The 19,609-nt window shown below is 72.5% G+C and carries 15 protein-coding genes; 6 read left to right on the top strand and 9 right to left on the bottom strand.

The features are described from left to right. Positions 1-116: 116 nt before the first annotated feature. On the bottom strand, positions 117-1,757 hold the full coding sequence (locus OG625_RS03875) for a LuxR C-terminal-related transcriptional regulator (protein ID WP_329376649.1): 1,641 nt from the start codon (positions 1,755-1,757) through the stop codon (positions 117-119). 101 nt (positions 1,758-1,858) lie between these two features. Here OG625_RS03875 and OG625_RS03870 point away from each other — a divergent pair, with 101 nt between their 5' ends. Further along, on the top strand, positions 1,859-3,766 hold the full coding sequence (locus tag OG625_RS03870) for an SMI1/KNR4 family protein (RefSeq protein ID WP_329376648.1): 1,908 nt from the start codon (positions 1,859-1,861) through the stop codon (positions 3,764-3,766). Between the two features lie 15 nt (positions 3,767-3,781). On the opposite strand, the gene OG625_RS03865 is transcribed toward OG625_RS03870, so the two are convergent. From OG625_RS03865 to OG625_RS03840, 6 genes are all read right to left on the bottom strand, one after another. Further along, positions 3,782-4,180: a DUF4440 domain-containing protein gene (locus OG625_RS03865; protein ID WP_329390420.1), complete on the bottom strand. Its 399-nt coding sequence runs from the start codon at positions 4,178-4,180 to the stop codon at positions 3,782-3,784. A gap of 43 nt (positions 4,181-4,223) precedes the next feature. Then, positions 4,224-4,898, bottom strand: a complete 675-nt coding sequence (locus tag OG625_RS03860; protein ID WP_329376647.1) for an O-methyltransferase — start codon at positions 4,896-4,898, stop codon at positions 4,224-4,226. A gap of 175 nt (positions 4,899-5,073) precedes the next feature. After that, a complete protein-coding gene (locus OG625_RS03855; RefSeq protein WP_329390418.1) occupies positions 5,074-6,462 on the bottom strand; it encodes an amidase in 1,389 nt (462 codons plus the stop codon). Positions 6,463-6,625: 163 nt separating this feature from the next. Continuing rightward, positions 6,626-7,882, bottom strand: a complete 1,257-nt coding sequence (locus OG625_RS03850) for a serine hydrolase domain-containing protein (protein WP_329376646.1) — start codon at positions 7,880-7,882, stop codon at positions 6,626-6,628. Positions 7,883-8,024: 142 nt separating this feature from the next. After that, positions 8,025-8,720 carry an alpha/beta fold hydrolase gene (locus OG625_RS03845; protein ID WP_329376645.1) on the bottom strand — a complete coding sequence of 232 codons (696 nt, stop codon included), beginning with the start codon at positions 8,718-8,720 and terminating at the stop codon, positions 8,025-8,027. Between the two features lie 70 nt (positions 8,721-8,790). Continuing rightward, on the bottom strand, positions 8,791-10,053 hold the full coding sequence (locus OG625_RS03840; RefSeq protein ID WP_329376644.1) for an MFS transporter: 1,263 nt from the start codon (positions 10,051-10,053) through the stop codon (positions 8,791-8,793). Between the two features lie 266 nt (positions 10,054-10,319). Here OG625_RS03840 and OG625_RS03835 point away from each other — a divergent pair, with 266 nt between their 5' ends. From OG625_RS03835 to OG625_RS03815, 5 genes are all read left to right on the top strand, one after another. Beyond that, entirely contained in the window at positions 10,320-11,339 is a 1,020-nt protein-coding gene (locus OG625_RS03835) for a LacI family DNA-binding transcriptional regulator (RefSeq protein ID WP_329376643.1), read from the top strand. Between the two features lie 289 nt (positions 11,340-11,628). Continuing rightward, positions 11,629-12,828, top strand: coding sequence for a thiolase family protein (locus OG625_RS03830; RefSeq protein ID WP_329376642.1), 1,200 nt, complete (start codon positions 11,629-11,631; stop codon positions 12,826-12,828). A gap of 186 nt (positions 12,829-13,014) precedes the next feature. Next, the gene (locus OG625_RS03825) at positions 13,015-14,454 is read left to right on the top strand and encodes an aldehyde dehydrogenase family protein (protein WP_329390416.1); all 1,440 of its coding nucleotides are present in this window, start codon (positions 13,015-13,017) and stop codon (positions 14,452-14,454) included. 66 nt (positions 14,455-14,520) lie between these two features. Then, positions 14,521-14,913 carry a thioredoxin family protein gene (locus OG625_RS03820; protein WP_329376641.1) on the top strand — a complete coding sequence of 131 codons (393 nt, stop codon included), beginning with the start codon at positions 14,521-14,523 and terminating at the stop codon, positions 14,911-14,913. 41 nt (positions 14,914-14,954) lie between these two features. Continuing rightward, positions 14,955-16,379, top strand: coding sequence for a dihydrolipoyl dehydrogenase family protein (locus OG625_RS03815; RefSeq protein ID WP_329376640.1), 1,425 nt, complete (start codon positions 14,955-14,957; stop codon positions 16,377-16,379). 20 nt (positions 16,380-16,399) lie between these two features. Here the strand turns inward: OG625_RS03815 and OG625_RS03810 are convergent, their stop codons facing one another. Together OG625_RS03810 and OG625_RS03805 are read right to left on the bottom strand one after the other, a co-directional pair. After that, entirely contained in the window at positions 16,400-17,275 is an 876-nt protein-coding gene (locus OG625_RS03810) for an oxygenase MpaB family protein (RefSeq protein ID WP_329376639.1), read from the bottom strand. A 111-nt stretch (positions 17,276-17,386) separates the two neighbouring features. Beyond that, positions 17,387-19,486, bottom strand: coding sequence for an MMPL family transporter (locus OG625_RS03805; RefSeq protein ID WP_329376638.1), 2,100 nt, complete (start codon positions 19,484-19,486; stop codon positions 17,387-17,389). Positions 19,487-19,609: the final 123 nt, after the last annotated feature.

The following is a 19,609-nucleotide window of genomic DNA, read 5'->3' as shown; positions in this document are numbered from 1 at the left end:
CTCGCTCGGTTCCGTGTCGTTCGGACGGTTCGACGCTAGGCCTGCGGGGGCGAGCCCCGCATCGCGCGTATTCACCAACCGTGGTGGACCGCCATGGTCATTCCTGACCATGCCGCTCAGACGAGCCCGTGCTCCAGCGCGAAGGTGCTCGCCGCCGTCCGCGAGGAGACGCCCAACTTGCCGAAGATGTTCTGCAGGTGCCGGGCAACGGTGTGCTCGCTGATCACCAGGACAGCGGCGATCTCCCGGTTGCTCGCGCCGCCGACCACTTGGCGGAGCACCTCCAGCTCGCGCGCCGACAGGCCGTACGTGTCCAAGGCCGGCCCACCACCGGCGAGGGAATCGAGGTGAGCGAGGGCGGGGACGGCCTCGAGCTCCGCGAACACCGCCCGGGCCGCCTGGAACTCCAGAGCGGCCGTGTCGTCGTCGCCGAGCGACCGGCAGGCGCGTGCCACGAGGACGCGCGCGCGGGCGGCTTCGTACGGCGCTTCGAGTTCCTGCCAGGTGCGCCAGGCCCGCCGCCCGGCGGTGAGACCGGCGCCGGCGTCGCCCTCGGCCAGCGCGACGGAGGCAAGACCGTACGCCGCCGCGGCGCGCAGCACGTCGCTGTCCTGGTGCTCCGCGATGGCCGAGAGCTGATCGGCGGCCGCGGCCGCGGCGTCGACGTCGCCTACGGCCAGAGTGATCTCGATGTACGCCGCAAGGAGGGCCGCCCGCTCCAGCTCGCGCGTGTGCTCGGACACGGCACGACGGATGGTCGCCGCCGCGGCCTCGTCGTTGCCCTGCGCCAGCCGCAGCAGGGCGAAGCCGGGCTGCGGCTCGAACCCGCAGCGGTTGGCCTCCCGGTAGGCGTCCTCGGCCTCGGCCGGCCGGCCCAGCAGGCGGTGGATCTCGCCCTGCCGGTAGAACGCCTCGCCCCGGGCGATCTGGTTCAGCACGCCCTGGGTGAAGCGCTCGGAGGCGCGGCGGGCCTCGGCGAGTGCGGCGGGCCAGGCGCCGCCGTACTGCAGCACCTCGGCCCGGTGCGCCAGGCACAGACCGTAGTGCGCGACCATCTGCGGCTGCCGTTCGCACCACCGGGTCAAGGCGTCCGTCCACTCCCGTTCATGAGGAAGGTCGTACAGATCGCGGCAGAAGCTGATGGTGTTGCAGTAGACGATGCCGCTGACGATCGGCGAAAGAGCGCCGGCCTCGACGATCACGAGCACCTCGTCCACCAGCCGCATGCCCTCGCGCACACGGCCCAGGTGCACCAAGGCCCGGCCCTGCTCGTTGCGTGCCAGCCACACCAGATCCGCGTCGTCGAACCGCTCGCCGAGCTCGGCGGCCTCTGTCGCCAAGGCGTGGCCGGCCTGCCAGTCGCCGCCGCCCATCTGGCGCAGCCATACGGGGATGAGCAGGTACCCGCGTTCGACGCAGTCCCGCCCGTCGGCCTTGAGGAGCCGCTCACCGAGGGAGAACCAGCCGCTCGCCCGGGCGCCGTGGCCCCGGAAGAGCATGCTGTGGCCGACCCAGAACGCGCAGCGGACGGCCCGGGGTACGTCGCCAACATCGAGCCACATCGCGTGCGCGCGCTCGAGCGCGGCGACGTACGCCTCGTCGAGCCCGAGCATGTAGGCGGACCTGGCGAGCAGTTCCAGGTCGCCGGGGCCCACCGGCGTGGCCGCGTCTGCGGCACGCAGGCACTCGAAAGACTCGGACCAGGCCTCGGCGGCATAACACGCACGGCCCCGGGCAAGATCGGTACTCGTGTCCACGAGGCGATTATCGACGCACCGCGCACGACACCGGGCGAGGCGCTCCAGCGCCCGCTTCAGGAGTCGGCACCGTTGTCAGTGCCGGATGACACCATCCGATCATGAGCAGCGAGTCTTTCAACTGGCACGAATTCCTGGGGCGGTGGCAGGAAGAGTGGGTTCCGCGCGCGGACGAGGACGACGACGAGGAAGAGGACGGCGGGGAGACCCTCGTCCGCCCGGCCAGGCCCGGAGCGGGAGAGGCGGCGATAGCCGCGGCCGAGGAGCGGCTGGGGCGGCGGCTTCCGCCCTCGTACCGGGAGTTCCTGGCCGTGAGCGACGGGTGGTACGTGGACGAGACGGCCGGGGTCTATCAGCTCGGCGGCGCCGCGGACATCGACTGGTTCCGGGATCCGTACGACATGACCCCGCTGTACGAGGAGAGCCTGGACGACGCCTCGCGCGAGGAGGACGTCCTGCTGGCCGGGATGTGGCGACGGGCGCTACGGCTGGAGACGGACTCCGACATGTCGCACGCCCTGCTCGACCCGGGCGACAGCGACCAGGACGGCGAGTGGGCGCTCTACCTCTACAAGGGCTGGAGCGGTGAGCTGCCCCGCCGTTACCCGTCGTTCCGCGCGTACATGGAGGCCAAGTACCGCGGCTTCCACGCCGACCGGGTGGAGAGACCCGACTTCGTGAACGCGACCACGCGCGCCCAGGACGCCCACGTGGAGCAGGCCCGCCTGCTGGCCCTGCGCGGACGGTACGAGGAGGCCGTGGCCCTGCTCGAGGAGGCGGCGTCCTTCGGACGGCCGCGGAGCGCCGTCCTGCTGTACCAGCTCCGGCACCTGTCGGGCCCGAGCAGTTCCCGGGATTACGGGGACCTGGCGGCCGACCCGCGCTACCTGCCCGAGATCCTGCCCGTGCAGGCCATGGCGCCGGCACGCGGAGAATGGCGGATGGGCGGGGACGACCACTGGCTCGGGATGATGACCGCCCGCGGGGTCCCCCGGAACACCGCCGAGACCGTACTGAGCACGATGAGGGACGGCACCCATCGCTACGCGCCTCCCGGTGCGTGGGGCCGGGCCGTCGCCGAGGCCCGGGAGTCGGCCGGCTGGGGGTCGACCGACGCCGCGTGGCGGGTACTGCGGGACGCGCTCCCGCTGTGGGAGGCTCCCGGGCCCTCGCTGATCGCCCCGATCGGGCTGCTCGCCGACCCGGTGCTGGGGCCGCTGGTCACTCCGGAGCGCGGGCGGGAGATCCTCGCGACACCGCGGGCCGGGGAGCGGGGACCCGCTCCCGAGCCGGTGCCCGAGCTCGACCCGCCGGGACTCGTATGGCTGACGGAGCCCGCGCCGAACCGGCAGCTGCCCGACGGATACCGCTGCGTCTGGGTCGAGGGGATCGACCCCGCCGGCCTGCCCGCCCTGATCGGCGAGGAAGGCGCCGAACCGAGCGCGCCCACGGAACTGCACAAGGCCTCCTGGCAGGCAACCCAGCCCCACGAGCGGGAGGGTGTGGAGTTCTGGGAGGACCGGGCCGTGGTGGCCGCCGGCCGTACCGCCGAAGGGTGGGCCTTCGCCTTCGACGGTCACGCCCCCCACCTGAGCGCGCTGTCCTCGTCCCCGCCTCCGATAGCCTCCGGCGCCTCCTCCGGCCGCGCGGTGGTGGTGTGGCGTGACCCGAGGCGCTCCTCCCCGGGTGAGCACCCGACCGCCTTCCACCTGTCGGTGGCCGAAGGGGGCGCGGAGCTCTACGCGTTCACCGTGCGGGGTGCGGAGATCCAGCGCTCCGGCGCGATACCCGAGGCCCTCGACCCCGCACGGCTGTTCCGCCCGGAGGACACCGAGCCGGACAACGAACGGCGTGCGCTGGAGGCCCTGCACACCGAACTCGGGCTCTCGCTCCCCCGCTTCGCGCTGACCCAAGGCAGGCTCTCCACCTTCACCACCCGGTCCTGGACCCGCGCGCCACGCGAGGGCGAGGTGTTCGCCTACGGCAGAGTCGTGTGGCACCGGTCCTGAGTGTGCCGTCGGGCCTCAAGCCGGGTCGTACCAGGAGAAGGCTGCGATCCTCCAGCCCTCCGGGGTGCGGACGAACTGGATGGTCTTGGTCCCGCCTCCCTCGAAGGGCTGCCCGTCCAAGACCCCGGACTTGCGATACTCGCCGAACCGCGAAGCGATGTCGCCCGCGATCTCGGTCCGTTCGGAGGTCTCCCACTCCGAGAACTCGGTCAGTCGGCCACCGGCCAGGATCCGTTCACGGGGCTCGATGAACTCGTCGACGCTGTACGCCGTGAACTCCGGCCCGGTCTTGACGATCACGCCACCCGGGATGACGAGCCGTCGGATCCGGGCCACATCGGCGGCCTTGCCGTCGCGGTTGTCGAAGGCGCCGAAGAACTCGGCGGTGAGCGCGTCTATCTCGGCCTTGGTCATGGACATGCGGCGAAGGTAACACCGAAGCGCCACCGGCCTGCGGTCACTCCGTGACCAGGGCCATCACGAAGCCGTCGTAGCCCTTGCTGCCCACCGTCTGCAGGGCGGTGGCGGTCAGCCGGGGGTGCTCGGCGATGAGCTCGGTGAAGCGGCGCACGCCCTGGACCCGGGGGTCGTCGCCGGCGGAGTCGACGACGGCGCCGTCGCGGACGACGTTGTCGCCGATGATGATGCTGCCGGGGCGCGTGAGCTTGAGGGCCCATGCCAGGTACTCCGGGTTGGACGGCTTGTCGGCGTCGATGAAGACCAGGTCGAACGGCTCCAGGTCCGTCAGCTGCGGCAGCAGATCGATGGCCGGGCCCCGCCGGATGTCGACCACGTGGTCCAGCCCGGCGCGCGCGACGTTGGCGGCAGCGATGTCGGCGCACCGCTCGTCGACCTCCAACGTGACCAACCGCCCGCCCTCGGGCAGCGCCCGGGCGAGCCAGATGGTGCTGTAGCCGCCCAGGGTGCCGATCTCCAGGATCGTACGGGCCCCCCTGATCCGGGCCAGGAGGTGCAGCAGCTTCCCCTGGTTGGGAGCCACCTGATGCGCCGGCAGCCCGGCGGCCTCGCTGTCCACGGCGGCGGCGGTGAGGGCCGCGTCCTCCTCGACGAGCAGTCCGTCGAAGTACGCGTCGACGGCGGTCCAGGTCTGCTGAGGCTGGGTCTCGGCCATGGGGATCCCCTCGTGCGGTGTTAGTTCCCAAAGGGAACTTACCCCACCGGGTGAGATTTCAACAGTGTGTTGAGGTGGGGGCGGGGTGGGGCGTGAGGTGTGAGGTGGCGGGGAAGGAGCCGGCCGGTATCGGGGAGGGCTTGGGCTTTCCCCCAGCCTCCCCGATACCGCCAAGTCAGGGTCCCGCTGCCGAAGCGCCCGGCCAGATCCCGCTCCAGCCCTCCTCCGCCTCCAGCTGCGCCGCCAGCCCCAGCAGCAGTGGCTCCGAGTCCGCGGGTCCCAGGAGTTGGGCTCCCAGGGGCAGTCCGGACGCGGTGAAGCCCGCCGGCACGTTCACCCCCGGCCAGCCGAGGACGTTCCAGGTCCAGGCGTACGGGCAGGCCGCGATCATCGCGCGGTCCGTGGCCAGTGAGCCGAGTCCCGCCAGGGCGCCGATGCGGAGCGGTGGTGTCGCCGTCGTCGGGGTGAGGACCACGTCGAACCGGCCGAACACCTCTCCCACCCGCCACCGCAGCCCCGCCTCGGCCCGGCGGGAGACCCGCAATGGCATGCCGCCCAGGAGGCGGCCCGTACGGGCGGTCTCGTGCGTGCGGGGGTCCAACAGGCGGGGGTCCGGGACGCGGGACACCCAGTCCCGTACGCCGCTGGTCGCGCGGGGTACGAAGGTGAGCCCGATCGGGCCGTAGCGGGGGTCCTCGGGCACCACCTCGTGGCCCAGCGACTCCAGCAGCCCGGCCAGCCGCTCGACCGACGAACGGACCTCCGGGTCCAGGGACTTGGCCGTCGCGGTGAACGGCATCGCGAAGGAGAGGGCGATCCGCAGTCGGCGGGGTGTGCGACGGGTCGCCTCGACGGCGGAGATGCGGGCCGGCCGGTGCAGGTCATCGGGGTGCGGCCCGCTCGCCGCGTCCAGCAGCAGGGCCGCGTCGCCCACGGTGCGGGCGAGCACGCCGTTGACCGTGAGCCCGTGGAACGACTCGGGCTCCGGCCAGGTGGAGATGCGTCCGCGCTGCGGTTTCACGCCGATCAGGTGGGTCCAGGCCGCGGGTATCCGTACCGAGCCCGCTCCGTCCGACCCGAGGGCCGCCGGAACCAGCCCCGCCGCCACCGCGGCCGCCGAGCCGCCCGAGGAACCGCCCGGCGTGTGGTCCGGGTTCCACGGGTTCCGGGTGTTGCCGAAGGCCTCGCTCTCGGTGAACGGCCATTGCCCCAGCTCCGCCGTATGGGTCTTGCCGACGATCACCGCACCGGCGGCGCGGAGCCTGCGCACCGCCTCGCTGTCGGCGGTCTTCGGGACGAACGTGCCCGCGCAGCCGAAGGCGGTCGACTCCCCGGCCACGTCCATGTCGTCCTTGACGGCGAGCGGCACGCCCAAGAGCGGCAGCCGCTCACCGGCCGCCAACCGGCGGTCCGCCGCGTCCGCCTCGGCGAGGGCGGCCTCGGCGCGCACGACCCGGAAGGCGTTGAGCGTCGGCTGCGCCCCGTCGATGCGGCGCAGCGATTCCTCCGTCAACCGGCGTGAGGACACCGTGCCTTCGGCGAGCGCGGTGGCCATATCGGTCAGGCCGGCGCAACCGACGGATACCGCGGGTGCGCCGCCTACCCCGGGCGCGTCGGACGTCCCGGACGTCCACGATGCCCCGGATGCTGTTGATGCCACTGCTGCGGCCCCCCGTTACCCCGTTACCGATCGGTAGGGAGACAGTAAGGGGGAGTGGCCGCGTACGTCAGCGCATCTTGAGCGGATGTTCGGGGGTGAGGGCCACGGAGATGCGTTCGGCGATGGTTTGGGCCGAGTTGCCCGCGGGGCTCTTCGGGCCCTGCGTCACGGTGACCGAGATCGCGAGCTTCTCCGCCGGAAGGTAGGCCTGTACCGCGGCGTAGCCCGAGAACGACGGATTGGTGAGGATCCAGTCGTTGACGACGATCAGGCCGAGGCCGAAGTGGTGGGCCTTCGTGTTGGTGAGCTGGCAGATGCTGACCGGGCAGGTGGACGTCGCGTGGCCCAGGCCGATGGTGCCCGGATCGAGCTGGGTCGCGAAGGACTTCTCGGACAGCAGCTCCCCGGTGCCGATGCCGCGCGCGGACCGGTCGAGATCGCAGATGTTCTGCACCAGCACCGCCCCGGGAGCGGTGGTCCACGAAGGGTTCCAGAAGGTGGACTCTTCGTAGTCGGCCCGACCGGAGGTGAAGGCGTGCAGGACGGGCTCCGGGATCTGCGGCGTGAATTGATTGGTCGTCTCGCTCAGGCCGAGTGGTTTCATCACGCGCTCGGTGAGCAGCCGGTCCAGTGGGAGGCCACTGATCTTCTCCAGTGCGGCGCCGAGGAACACGAAGTTGGCGTGCGAGTAGCTCCAGTTGGTCCCCGGCTTGTAGAGGAGCGGCTTGCGCGTCGCGATTCCGGTGACCTCGGCCGCGGTCCACTGGTGGAACGGCTCCGCTGCGAGCTTGTCGAGGAAGCCGGGGTCCGTGACGTAGTCGTGCAGGCCCGACGTGGAGCTGCCGAGCATCCGCAGGGTTATCTCCGAGCCGTGCGGTACGTCGGGCAGCCAGCGGGACACAGGGTCGTCGAGCGAGGCCTTGCCCTCTTCAACGAGCTGGAGCAACACGGCGCCCATGTAGACGATGCCCACGGACCCCGAGCGGAAGTGCATCGACGGCTCGGCCGGCACGTCCGTCATCGATTCCCCGAGAGCCGTGGTGAGGATTTCCCCGTCGCCGGAAGAGACCCGCAGGATCACCGAGTTGAGGTCGAACTCCCGCTGTGCCTGCTCGGCGATGGTCAGGACCTTGCGGGCGTCACCCTGGGGGGTGCCGGGGGTGGTGACGCAGTCCCCCGGTGCTGCCGCCGCCGTTGGCGTCCCGGTCGCTGCCGCCGTCGACCCCGCGCCCGAGGCCGGGGCGGCGGCGATGCCGGCCGGAAGGGCGGCGCCCATCAGGCCGGCGATGCACAGCGAAACCGTACGAGTTCGAGTTCGCTTCACCCCTCCAATATGGACGGGTGAAGCGCGCGGCGCACGCCGGTCGGGCTCCTGCCGGGTCGCAGGAGCCCGCGGGAGCCCGACCGGAGCCCGCGGCAGCCCGGTCGGCGTGACGGGCTTACGGGCGTTACGGCGGCAGGGCGCGCTAGATCCAGCCCTCCAGCGAGGCCATGAAGCCGTCGAAGTCGTCGCGGTGGATGGTGTGTCCGGCCCCGGAGACCGAACGCACCTCGAAGCCACGGCTCTTGAGCACCGCCGCCCGCTCCTCCGAGATCAGGAAGCTCGGATCGGCGAGCTGGACGAGCGAGGGGACCACCGGCGCGGCCGGCATCAAGTCGGCGCCGAGCAGCGGGGTGAGGCCCAGTGCGGTGGCATCGTCCCAGAGCGCCAGCGTCGCCAGTTCGACGTCCACGTCCGCCTCCTCCCAGCGCGGGTTCATGCCCTGGATGACGTCCTTGGTGGCCGACTTGAACTGCGCGAACAGCTCCGGGCCGAAGCCCTCCCCGGGGCCGGCCAGGTGCCAGGCCGGATCCGAGAACACCGCCCTCCGCGGCTTCAGCCGGTCCACGGCGAGGGACAGCGTGAGGCCGCCCAGCGAGTGGCCGATGGCGAGCTCCGCGCCCGTCGGGAGGCTGTCGACCAGATCGTCCGCGTAGAGCTCCGGGGCGTACTCGCCGCGGCCGCTGGCCCCGTGCCCCCGCAGGTCCACGGCGATGACGCGGTAGCCGCGGTCTGCGAGGGCCGGACCCACCCGGCGCCAGGTGCGGTGGTCGGCCATGATGCCGTGGATCAGGAGGGCGACGCGGTCGCCCTCGCCCCAGGTGTGGGTGTGCAGCTGCACGGTGGTGCCTTTCTCTACGTCGTTGTGGTGGCGGGTTCACCGGGAACCCTGCGGGGGAGTCCGTAGGAGGTCATCGCACGCTGCGGATCGGCTTCACCGCAAGCGCGCCCGCCACCGCCAGTACGGCCGCGACGATGAACAGCGCGGTGTATCCGCCGCTGAGCGAGACGACCACCGAGGCGATGAAGGGGGCGACGATCTGCGGGCCGGCGTTGGCGATGTTGAGCACGCCCATGTCGCGCGCGGCGTCCTCGGCCTTGGGGAGCACCATCGTCACGAGCGCGGTGTCCACGGCCATGTAGCAGCCGAACGCCAGCCCGTTGACGACGGAGAAGGCCAGCATCGCGGTCCAGCTTGTCGACACGGCCGGGATGACGAGCGCGACGGCCGACAGGAGGGCGGAGGCGCCGACGAAGAGCTTGCGGCGGTCGAACCTGTCGGAGAGGTAGCCGCCGAGGACCGTGGAGACGACCATCGCCACACCGGTCAGCGGCATCATCACGGCCACCGCGGCCTCCGGCTTCATGCCGTCCGGAAGCACGGTGTGGTCCTGGAGGATGTACAGCTGGTAGCCGCTGACCGCGAAGTATCCGAGGACGAGCAGCGCCCGCCCGATGAAGGCCCACCGGAAGTCATGGTCCTTCAACGCGCCGGCGAAGGCGGCCAGTTGCGCCTTCACGGGCACGGCGGCGCGAACGGGCAGTCGCTCCTCCCGGGTGCACGCGGTGAAGAGGACCGCGGCGCCCGCGACGAGCGCGCCGAAGACCAGGTACCCGGTGCGGTAGTCCTCGGAGAAGGCCGCGCCGAGCAGCGCGCCGATGGTGGAGCCGAAGGGCAGGCCGAGGCCGACGGCCGCGGAGGCCTTGCCGCGGGCGGACATGGGCACGCGGTCGGGGACCACGGAGGTGATGGCGGCCTGGTACACGTTCATGACGGCCTGGCCGAGGCACCAGGTGATCGTGATCAGCAGGATCGTGTTGGCGAGGCCGAGCAGGAACATCGCCGGGATCGCGGCGAGTCCGCCGCCGAGGATCCAGGGGTTGCGCCGGCCGCTGCGGTCGGAGAGGGCGCCGGCGACCGGGTTGAAGACCGTCGCGAAGATCGCCGAGACCCCTGCGATCAGGCCGAAGTTCGCGACCTTGTTCGCCGGGTCGATGTCCTCGACCTGGAGCGCGAGCAGTACGCCGGCGACGCCGATGTAGAGGGAATACATCGCGGTGTTGCCGACGAGCAGCAGGGGGAGCAGTCCGCGTCCGGGGCGGCCGGACCGGGGGGTGGCTTCGGTGGCGTCGGCGTCGGCGGGGGTGCCGGCGTCGCGGGAGGAAAGGGCCACGGTGCCCTCCTGGGCGGGTGAGGGTGCGGAAGGGGAGGGGGCGGGTGAAAGGTGAGGGGCAAGGGGTGCGCGCCGCCCAGTCGCGATGGCGGGGTGCGAAGGAACGCGACGGGGCGGCGGCACGGTGACACGACGGAACACCGCTGTCAGGCGAGGTGTCACGCCGTGGTTACACGTGTCAATGACTCGTGTAACCACTGTGTACCATTCGTTTTAGGCCAACCGCTAGCCCCTGGGTGCAACAGGTCTGGAAAGATGCCACGGCAATGTCTGATTCATCGAAGTCGCCGAAGTCGCCGCCGCCTCCCGTCCCGACCAGTGCCGACGTGGCACGTCTGGCCGGGGTGTCGCGCGCGACGGTCTCGTACGTCCTGAACAACGCGGAGGCCGTACGCATCAGCGAGCCGACGCGCCGCAAGGTCCGTGAGGCCGCGGAGGAGCTGGGCTACGTCCCGCACGCGGCCGCGCGCAGCCTGCGGGCCGGGCGCACCCGGATCGTGCTGCTGCCCACTCCGAACGCGCCGATCGGGCCCTTGTTCAGCACCTTCCTCAACGAACTCCAATGGGCGTTGCGCCGCCTCGACTACACCGTGGTCCAGTACGGGAGCCTCGGGCTCGGCGGGGACGAGGCGGCTCGCGCGTGGGCGGAGCTGCGTCCGGTGGCGGTGATCTCACCCGGCGAGGTCGCGCTCACCGCCCAGGGCGTCGCCATCCTGAAACGGGCCGGGGCGCGCGCGGTCATCACGATGGGGCCGGACCGGGTGCCGGGGGCGCACGCGCTGCTGATGAACCACGAAGAGGTCGGGGCGCGGGCCGCGGCCCATCTGGTCGAGCGGGGCCGGCGTCGGCTCGGTGTGATCGTTCCGCAGGAGGAGGGCCTGGAGCTGTTCTCCGCACCCCGGCTGGCCGGTGCCCGTTCGGTCGCGGGGGCGGAGGTGGAGGCCCTGCCCATGGCCTACACCGAGGAATCGGCGGCTGCGCTTGCTGCGCGGTGGCGGGGGCTCGGGCTGGACGGGGTCTACGCGTACAACGACGAGTACGCGATGCTGCTGATGCGGGCCCTCCAGGACGAGGGGCTGCGCGTCCCCGAGGACGTGGCCGTCATCGGGGCGGACGACCTGCTCCTCGGGCGGCTGCTGCGGCCCCGGCTGAGCACGGTACGGATCGAGATGCCGACGGGCGGCCATCTGGCGTCGCTGGTGGACCGGTCCGTGCGGGAGGCCGCGGAGGTCGCCGAGCTGTACGACCTGATGGGCGCGGTGGCGGTCGCCCGCGAGTCCACCTGACGGTGGTCGTGCGGGGGTGCCGGGCGGGGGCGCCCGGCGGGGCGTCCGCGGTGCGGGCCGGTTCCCGGGGCGCTGCCCCGGACCCTCCCCCAGACTCCGTCCGGGGGGACCCCCACGCCTCAAACGCCGGCGGGACCGGTGCTGTGTGTGGTCGGTGGGCGTTGACATGCGGTGACGTGCGGACGGAGACTTCGGGCGCGCCCCACCGGGTGCAGCCGGCGCTGGGTTCCGGTGCCCACACCGGCGCCGAGGCGCCGCCGGCCGTACGGATCCGCCCAGGAGAGACCCCATGAGCATCCGCACCGTCCGCGACGTGTACGTCGTCGACGCCGTCCGCACCCCGATCGGCAAGTTCGGCGGGGCCCTCGCCGGAGTCCGGCCGGACGACCTGGCCGCGCACGTGGTGCGCGCGCTGGTGGACCGTACGCCGGAACTCGACCCGGCCAGGATCGACGACGTCGTCTTCGGCGACGCGAACGGCGCGGGCGAGGACAACCGCGACGTGGCCCGGATGGCGGTGCTGCTGGCCGGGCTCCCCGTGAGCGTCCCCGGGGTCACCGTCAACCGGCTCTGCGGATCGGGCCTGGAGGCGGTCATCCAGGCCGCCCGCGCCATCGCCGTCGGCGACGCCTCCGTCGCCATCGCGGGAGGCGTCGAGTCGATGAGCCGCGCCCCCTGGGTGGTGCAGAAGCCCGAACGGGCCTTCCCCGCCGGGCACCAGCAGATGTGGTCCACCACCCTCGGCTGGCGGATGACCAACTCCCGCATGCCCGAGGAGTGGACGGGCTCGCTCGGTGAGGGCGCCGAACTCATCGCCGACAAGCACGGCATCACCCGCGAGGTGCAGGACGCCTTCGCCCTGGAGAGCCACCGCAAGGCCGCGGCCGCCTGGGCCGCCGGGCAGTACGAGGCCGAGGTCGTCCCGTACGCGGGCGTGGACCTGCTGCGCGACGAGTGCATCCGGGAGGGTTCCACGCCCGAGGCGCTCGCCCGGCTCAAGCCCGCCTTCCGTGGCGACGGCACCGGCACGGTCACCGCCGCCAACTCCTCCCCGCTCAACGACGGTGCGGCCGCACTGCTGTTGACCGACGAGGCGGGGCTCGAGGCCACCGGCCGGGAGCCGCTCGCCCGGATCAGCGCCTCCGCCGTCACCGGCATCGAACCCCAGCTCTTCGGCCTGGGCCCGGTCGAGGCCGTCCAGCGCGCCCTCGGCAAGGCCGGACGCGGCTTCGCCGACCTCACCGCCTTCGAGCTCAACGAGGCCTTTGCCGCACAGGCGTTGGGCTGTCTGGCGGCCTGGCCGGAGCTGGACCCGGCCGTGGTCAACCCGCGCGGCGGCGCCATCGCCATCGGCCACCCGCTCGGCGCCTCGGGCGCCCGGCTGGCCGGGTCGATCGCGCACCAGCTGGCGGCCGCCGGCTCCGGTACGGGCATGGCGGCGCTCTGCATCGGTGTCGGGCAGGGCATCGCCCTGGTCCTGGAGCGCTGAGCCTTTCGCGCTTGCGAGCTCCGGGGCGGCGATCATTTCCGGTCACCGTGAATGGTCAACTGCCCAATAAGTGAACAGATGTGGAGCCTCCGGTCTGGCACGATGGCGCGTGCTGCCGCCCGCCGCACGCCGCGCACCCCGACGCAGCCCGCCGCACTCGCCCACCCTCACCGGAGGCCCCGCGCCATGCCGCTCCTCGACCCGACGCTCTGGCAGGACGGACCCACCCTCACCGGCGGCGCCGCCCCGGTCGTCGAACCCGCCACCGGGCGTACCCTCGCCACCCTCGACCTCGCCGCCCCCGCCGACGTGGCGGAGGCCGCAGTACGGGCGCAGGCGGCCCAGCACGACTGGGCGCGGGCCACCCACCTGGAGCGGGCGGCCGTGCTCCGCCGCGCCGGGGACCTGTTCGCGTCCCACGCCGACGAGCTCGGCGAATGGCTGGTCCGGGAGTCCGGGTCGATACCCGGCAAGGCCGGCTTCGAGCTGCACGTCGCCGTGCAGGAGTGCTACGAGGCCGCCGCGCTGGCCTCGCGCCCCACCGGGCAGGTGCTGCCCAGCGAGGCGCCCCGGCTCTCCTTCACCCGCCGGGTCCCGGCCGGGGTGGTCGGGGTCGTGGCCCCGTTCAACGCCCCGCTGATCCTGGCGATCCGCTCGGTCGCGCCGGCCCTGGCGCTCGGCAACGCGGTGCTGCTCAAGCCGGACCGGCGTACCGCCGTGTCCGGCGGCCTCGCCCTCGCCGCCGTGTTCGCCGCGGCCGGCCTCCCGTCCGGGCTGCTGCACGTCCTGCCCGGCGGAGCCGAGACGGGCGCCGCGGTGGTCGCCGACCCGCGGGTCAGGGTGGTCTCCTTCACGGGATCCACCGCCGCCGGCCGCACCGTTGGAGAACTGGCGGGCCGTCACCTCAAGCGTGCACACCTGGAGTTGGGCGGGAACTCCGCCCTCGTCGTACTCCGGGACGCCGACGTCGAGGCCGCCGTCGCCCAGGCTTCCTGGGGCTCCTTCTTCCACCAGGGTCAGATCTGCATGACCGCCGGGCGCCACCTCGTGCACGCCTCCCTGTACGACGAGTACGTGGAGCGGCTCGCCGCGCGCGCCGAGGCGCTGGCCGTGGGGGACCCGTACCGCGAGCAGGTCCACCTGGGCCCGCTGATCGACCATGCGCAGGTGGAGCGCGTACACGCCCTCGTGGAGTTGAGCGTCGAGTACGGGGCCAAGCTCGTCGCGGGCGGCACGTTCACGGACCTCTTCTACCGGCCGACCGTCCTGGCGGGCGTCGGCGACGACACCCCCGCCTACACCGAGGAGGTCTTCGGCCCGGTCGCGCCCGTACGGTCCTTCACGACGGAGGCCGAGGCCGTGGCCCTGGCCTCGGCGGGCCCGTACGGACTCTCCCTCGGCATCGTGACGAGGGACGCGGCGCGCGGGCTGGACCTGGCCGAGCGGATCCCGACCGGGATCGCGCACGTCAACGACCAGACGGTCAACGACGAGGCGGTCGCCCCCTTCGGTGGCGTGGGCGTCTCGGGAACCGGTGCGCGCTTCGGTGGCGAGGCCAATCTGGACGCCTTCACGGAACTGCGCTGGACCACGGTCCGCAGCACTCCGGCCGGGCACCCGTTCTAGGCGGAATGCCGAGGGCCGGTTGTTCGTTCCATGGGCAGACGAATCAATCAGGAAGGTCCGGACACCGTGGCTACAGTCGAGCTCACCAAAGAAAACTTCGACCAGACGATCAGCGAGAACCCGTTCGTACTGATCGACTTCTGGGCGGGCTGGTGCCGGCCGTGCCTGCAATTCGCCCCGGTCTACGAGAAGGCCTCCGAGGCCCACACCGACCTGGTCTTCGCCAAGGTGGACACCGAGGCGCAGCAGGAGCTGGCGGGTGCCTTCGAGATCAGCTCGATCCCGACGCTGATGATCGTCCGGGACCAGGTGGCCATCTTCGCCCAGCCCGGCGCACTGCCGGAGGCGGCGCTGACGGACCTCATCGAGCAGGCCCGCGCGCTCGACATGGACGAGGTGCGCGCCAAGATCGCAGCCTCGCAGCAGGGCGCCGCAGAATCCGGCACGCCGGACGCCTGATTGCCCGCCAGTGTCGCCGCCCGGCGGCGACACTGGCCCGTATGACTGAACCGGTGGAGTACGACGTAGTGGTGCTCGGCGCGGGACCGGCAGGCGAGAACATCGCCGACCGGACCCGCGCCGCCGGGCTGAGCACGGCCCTGGTGGAGAGCGAGCTCATCGGCGGGGAGTGCTCGTACTGGGCCTGCGTGCCCAGCAAGGCCCTGCTGCGCCCGGTGCTGGCCCGGGCCGACGCGAGCCGCGTGCCGGGTCTGGCGGGCTCCGCCGAGTGGCCGCTGGATACCGAAGCGGTGTTCGCACACCGTGACTACTGGACGGGCAACTGGAAGGACGAGGGTCAGATCGACTGGCTCGACTCCATCGGGGCCCACGTCTACCGGGGCCACGGCAGGCTTTACGGGGTCCGCAAGGTCGCCGTGACCAGCCCCGAGGGCGAGCACCACGTGCTGTCGGCCCGGCACGCGGTCGTCGTCGCCACCGGCACCCGGGCGATGATCCCCGACCTGCCCGGCATCGTCGGGGCCCGCCCGTGGACCAGCCGCGAGGCGACCTCCGCGCGGCAGGCGCCCCGGCGCCTGCTGATCGTGGGCGGCTCCGTCGTGGCCGCCGAGATGGCCACAGCCTGGCAGTCACTCGGATCGCAGGTCACCGTGCTCGTACGAGGTCCACGGCTGCTGCCGCGCATGGAGCCCTTCGCGGGCGAGCTGGTGGCCGAGGCGCTGCGCGAGGCGGGCGCGGAGGTCCGTACCGGCGTGACCGTCGAGGCGGTCGTACGGGACGGCTCCACCGGCCCCGTCACGGTGGTGTTGGCGGGCGGCGAGGCCATCGAGGGTGACGAACTGCTGATGGCGACCGGCCGGGCGCCGCGGACCGAGGACATCGGGCTGGACACCGTCGGCCTGCCCGCCGGGGAGTGGATCGGGGTCGACGACACCTGCCGGGTGCCCGGGCACGACTGGCTGTACGCCGTCGGCGACGTCAACCACCGCGCGCTCCTCACCCACCAGGGCAAGTACCAGGCCCGGATCACGGGCGCCGCCATCGCCGCGCGGGCGGCCGGCACTCCGCTGGACACCGAACCGTGGGGCGCGCACACGGCCACCGCCGATACCCGCGCCCTCCCGCAGGCGGTCTTCACCGACCCGGAGGCCTCGGCCGTCGGCCTCACCCTCGCCGAGGCCGAGCGGGCCGGCCACCGGGTGCGCGCCGTCGACTACGACCTGTCGAAGGTCTCCGGCGCCGGGTTGTACGCCGACGGCTACCGCGGCCGGGCCCGGATGGTCGTCGACCTCGACCGCGAGGTCCTCCTCGGGGCCACGTTCGTCGGGCCGGGCGCCGCCGAGCTGCTGCACGCGGCCACGATCGCGGTGGCGGGCGAGGTCCCGATCGCCAGGCTGTGGCACGCGGTCCCGGCGTTCCCGACGATCAGCGAGGTCTGGCTGCGGCTGCTGGAGGAGTACCGGTGAACCAGTCCGCGCGCGACGGCTCAGCGCGGCTGTCGGGTCGGTGGGGTCATCGCCCACCGGATCGTCCGTGTCAGGGCGTGCCCTGACAGGGATACGCAGGTCTCCCGGGGGCCGGTTGCGGGGCGCAGGCCGAGCATGCCCGGGGCCCACGGGGGCAGCAGGGCGATCGCGTTCGCGGCGAGCAGGGCGTACGGGGCGCGGGCCGGCCAGGGCAGCGGCGGATGGCGGAGGAGGAAGCGCGCTGCGTCGAGGGCCTCGGGCGTGGCCCGCAACTCCGGCCGGTATTGCGCCAGAAGGGACAGCAGCGATGCCCGGTCGCGTGGTGGGTCCACCACGCCGAGAGCCGTTGCCACGCGCGCGGTGTCCGCGACGTAGGCGTCGTATCCGGCCGCGTTCAACGGGTGCGCTCCGAAGCGCTCATGGGCGCGAAGGAAACTGTCGACCTCGGCCGCGTGCACCCAGGCCAGCAGGTGGGGATCGGCCGCGCGATAGGGCGCGCCCGCCGCCGTGGTGCCCCTTACCCGTTCGTGGACCGCTCGGACCCTGTCGACGGCGAGCTGTGCGTCCTGAGCCGTGCCGTAGGTGGTGACGGCGAGAAAGGTGCTGGTGCGCTGGAGCCTGCCCCACGGGTCGCCGCGGAAGCCGGAGTGCGCCGCCACGGCAGTCATGGCGAGCGGATGCAGGGACTGGAGCAGGAGGGCGCTGAGGCCTCCGATGAACATCGAGGCGTCGCCGTGGACCGCGCGGATGGGGCGGTCGGGGCCGAACCACCGGGGTCCGGGTGCGGTGTGGATCCGTGCGCGGTTGGCGGGGCCGGATGGTCCCGCCACCCGGCTGAACAGCGTCGAGCCGAGCCGAGCCCGTAGGTTCCGGTCTCCGGCGGAGGGCTTGTCCATGGTGGTGTCCTGCCCGCCCGGAGCCCGGTTCAATGCTCCGGGCGGGTCCGGGCGGGTCCGGGCGGGTCCGGCCGATCCGGGCGGAACGTCGCGGGCTGGGGGCCGGTGGGATCAGTGCCGATCGTCCTTGTCGGTGGCGCGGCTGAGCGCTCCGGGCCACCATGCGGCCGGGCCGATGTCCCGGACGAGGGCCGGCACCAGGAGGGACCGGACGACGAGTGTGTCGAGGAGTACGCCGAAGGCCACGATGAAGGCGATCTGGAGCATGAACGCCAGCGGGATGACACCGAGCGCGGCGAACGTTGCGGCGAGGACCACACCCGCGGAGGTGATCACGCCGCCGGTGGCCACCAGTCCTCTCAGTACTCCCTGGCGGGTGCCGTGCAGCAGGGATTCCTCGCGGACCCGGGTCATCAGGAAGATGTTGTAGTCGACCCCGAGAGCCACGAGGAAGACGAAGCCGTAGAGCGGAACGGAGGAGTCGGTGCCGCTGAACCCGAGGAGCTGCTGGAACACGATCGCGGAGATGCCCAGGGTCGCGACGAAGCTGAGGGCGACGGTGGCGACGAGGAGCAGGGGCATCAGCACCGAGCGCAGCAGTCCGGCGAGGATGATCAGGATGATCACGAGCACGACGGGGATGATGAGCGTGCGGTCGTTCTCGGCGGTGCGCTGGGTGTCGTACTGCTGTGCGCTGTAGCCGCCGACGATCGCGTCCGCGTCCGGTACGGCGTGGACTGCCTGACGCAGTCGGACGATGGTCTGCTGTGCCGACCTGCTGTCCGAGGACGCTTCGAGCGTGGCGTCGAGGCGGACCCTCCCGTCTGCCACGATCGGGGGGCCGCCCGCCGGCCCCGATGCGGTGAGGGGGGTCACGGCGTCGATGCCTTCGGTCCGCTCGGCCGCCCGCATGACCTGGTCGATCCGGCCGGCGTCCGCGATCACGACGGCCGGATTGCCCGATCCGCCGGGGAAGTGCTCGCTCAGGGTCTGCTGGGCGGCCACCGACGGGGCGTCGTTCACGAAGATCTCCTCCAGCGGCACGCCCTTGGCGTTGAGCGTGGGGGCGAAGGCGGCGCAGGCCAGGAGGACGACGAGGCTGAGGGCCCAGACCTTGCGCGGGGCACGGTCCACCACGGCCGCCACGGTCGTCCAGATTCCGTGGCCGGTGCCGTCGTCGGCGGTGTGGCCGATCTTGGCGGGCCAGTAGGCGGCGCGGCCGAGCAGGACGAGGGCGGCGGGCAGGAAGGTGAGGGTGCTCAACACCGCGCACACGATGCCGATGGCCCCCACGGGGCCAAGGGCGCGGTTGTTGGTGAGGTCGCTCAGGAGCAGGGCGAGCAGGCCGAGGGCGACGGTGCCCGCGCTCGCCGTGATGGGGCCGACCGACCGGCGCAGGGCCGCCCGTACCGCGGCGAACCGGTCCGAGCGGGCCTGGAGCTCCTCGCGGAAGCGTGCCGTGAGCAGAAGGGCGTAGTCGGTGGCCGCGCCGATCACGAGGATCGAGAGGATGCCCTGCACCTGCCCGTCGACGCGGACGATGCCCCGGTCGGCGAGCACGTAGACGATCGCGCAGGCGAGTCCCAGGGAGAACACCGCCCCGACGATGATCACCAAGGGGAGCAGCAGGCTGCGGTAGACCAGCAGGAGGATCAGCAGGACGGCGACGAGGGCAACGCCCAGCAGGAGTCCGTCGATCCCGGCGAAGGCATCGGCGAGATCGGCTTGGCTGGCCGCGGGGCCGGCCACCTGCGCGACGGTCCCGGGGACCGTTGCCGCGGCCGCCGCGATCTCCTCCAGAGCGCGGGGCAGCTCCTCTCCGAGGTCGGGCTTGAGCTGTACGACGCCTTGGAGCGCCTGACCGTCGGCGGAGAGGGCGGCGGGGGAGGAGGGGCCGGCCACGAGGCCGGAGTCGCCGAGACCGGCCAGGGCCCGTGTGGCGTCAGCCTGCTGCTGGGGACCCAGCTTCACGCCCGGCGTCTTCGCGGTCCACACCACGACCGCCGGCAGGCTCTCGTCCTGCCTGAAGGCCTTCTGCGCCTCGACGACCCGGGTGGACTCCGCAGTGCGGGGCAGGAAGGCCGTCTGATCGTTGGTGGCCACCTCGCCGAGCTTGCCCGCGTACGGGCCCAGTCCGCCTCCGACGAGCAGCCAGGCGACGAGCAGGACGACAGGGATCAGCCATCGGGTGAACCGTGATGAGGCGGGCATGGCGCTCCTGTGGATCCATCTCGGCGTTGCGGCGGCCAGGAGGGCCGCCGCCGCTTGCTCGTACCCCTGTCTTCTCCAGGAAGGGCCGGTACGGATGCGGACCGGCCGAGGTGCTCGCGCAGA

Origin of the sequence: Streptomyces sp. NBC_01351 (assembly GCF_036237315.1) — a bacterium.
Classification (GTDB): Bacteria; Actinomycetota; Actinomycetes; order Streptomycetales; family Streptomycetaceae; genus Streptomyces.
This window is presented reverse-complemented; position numbering and strand designations above follow the sequence as displayed.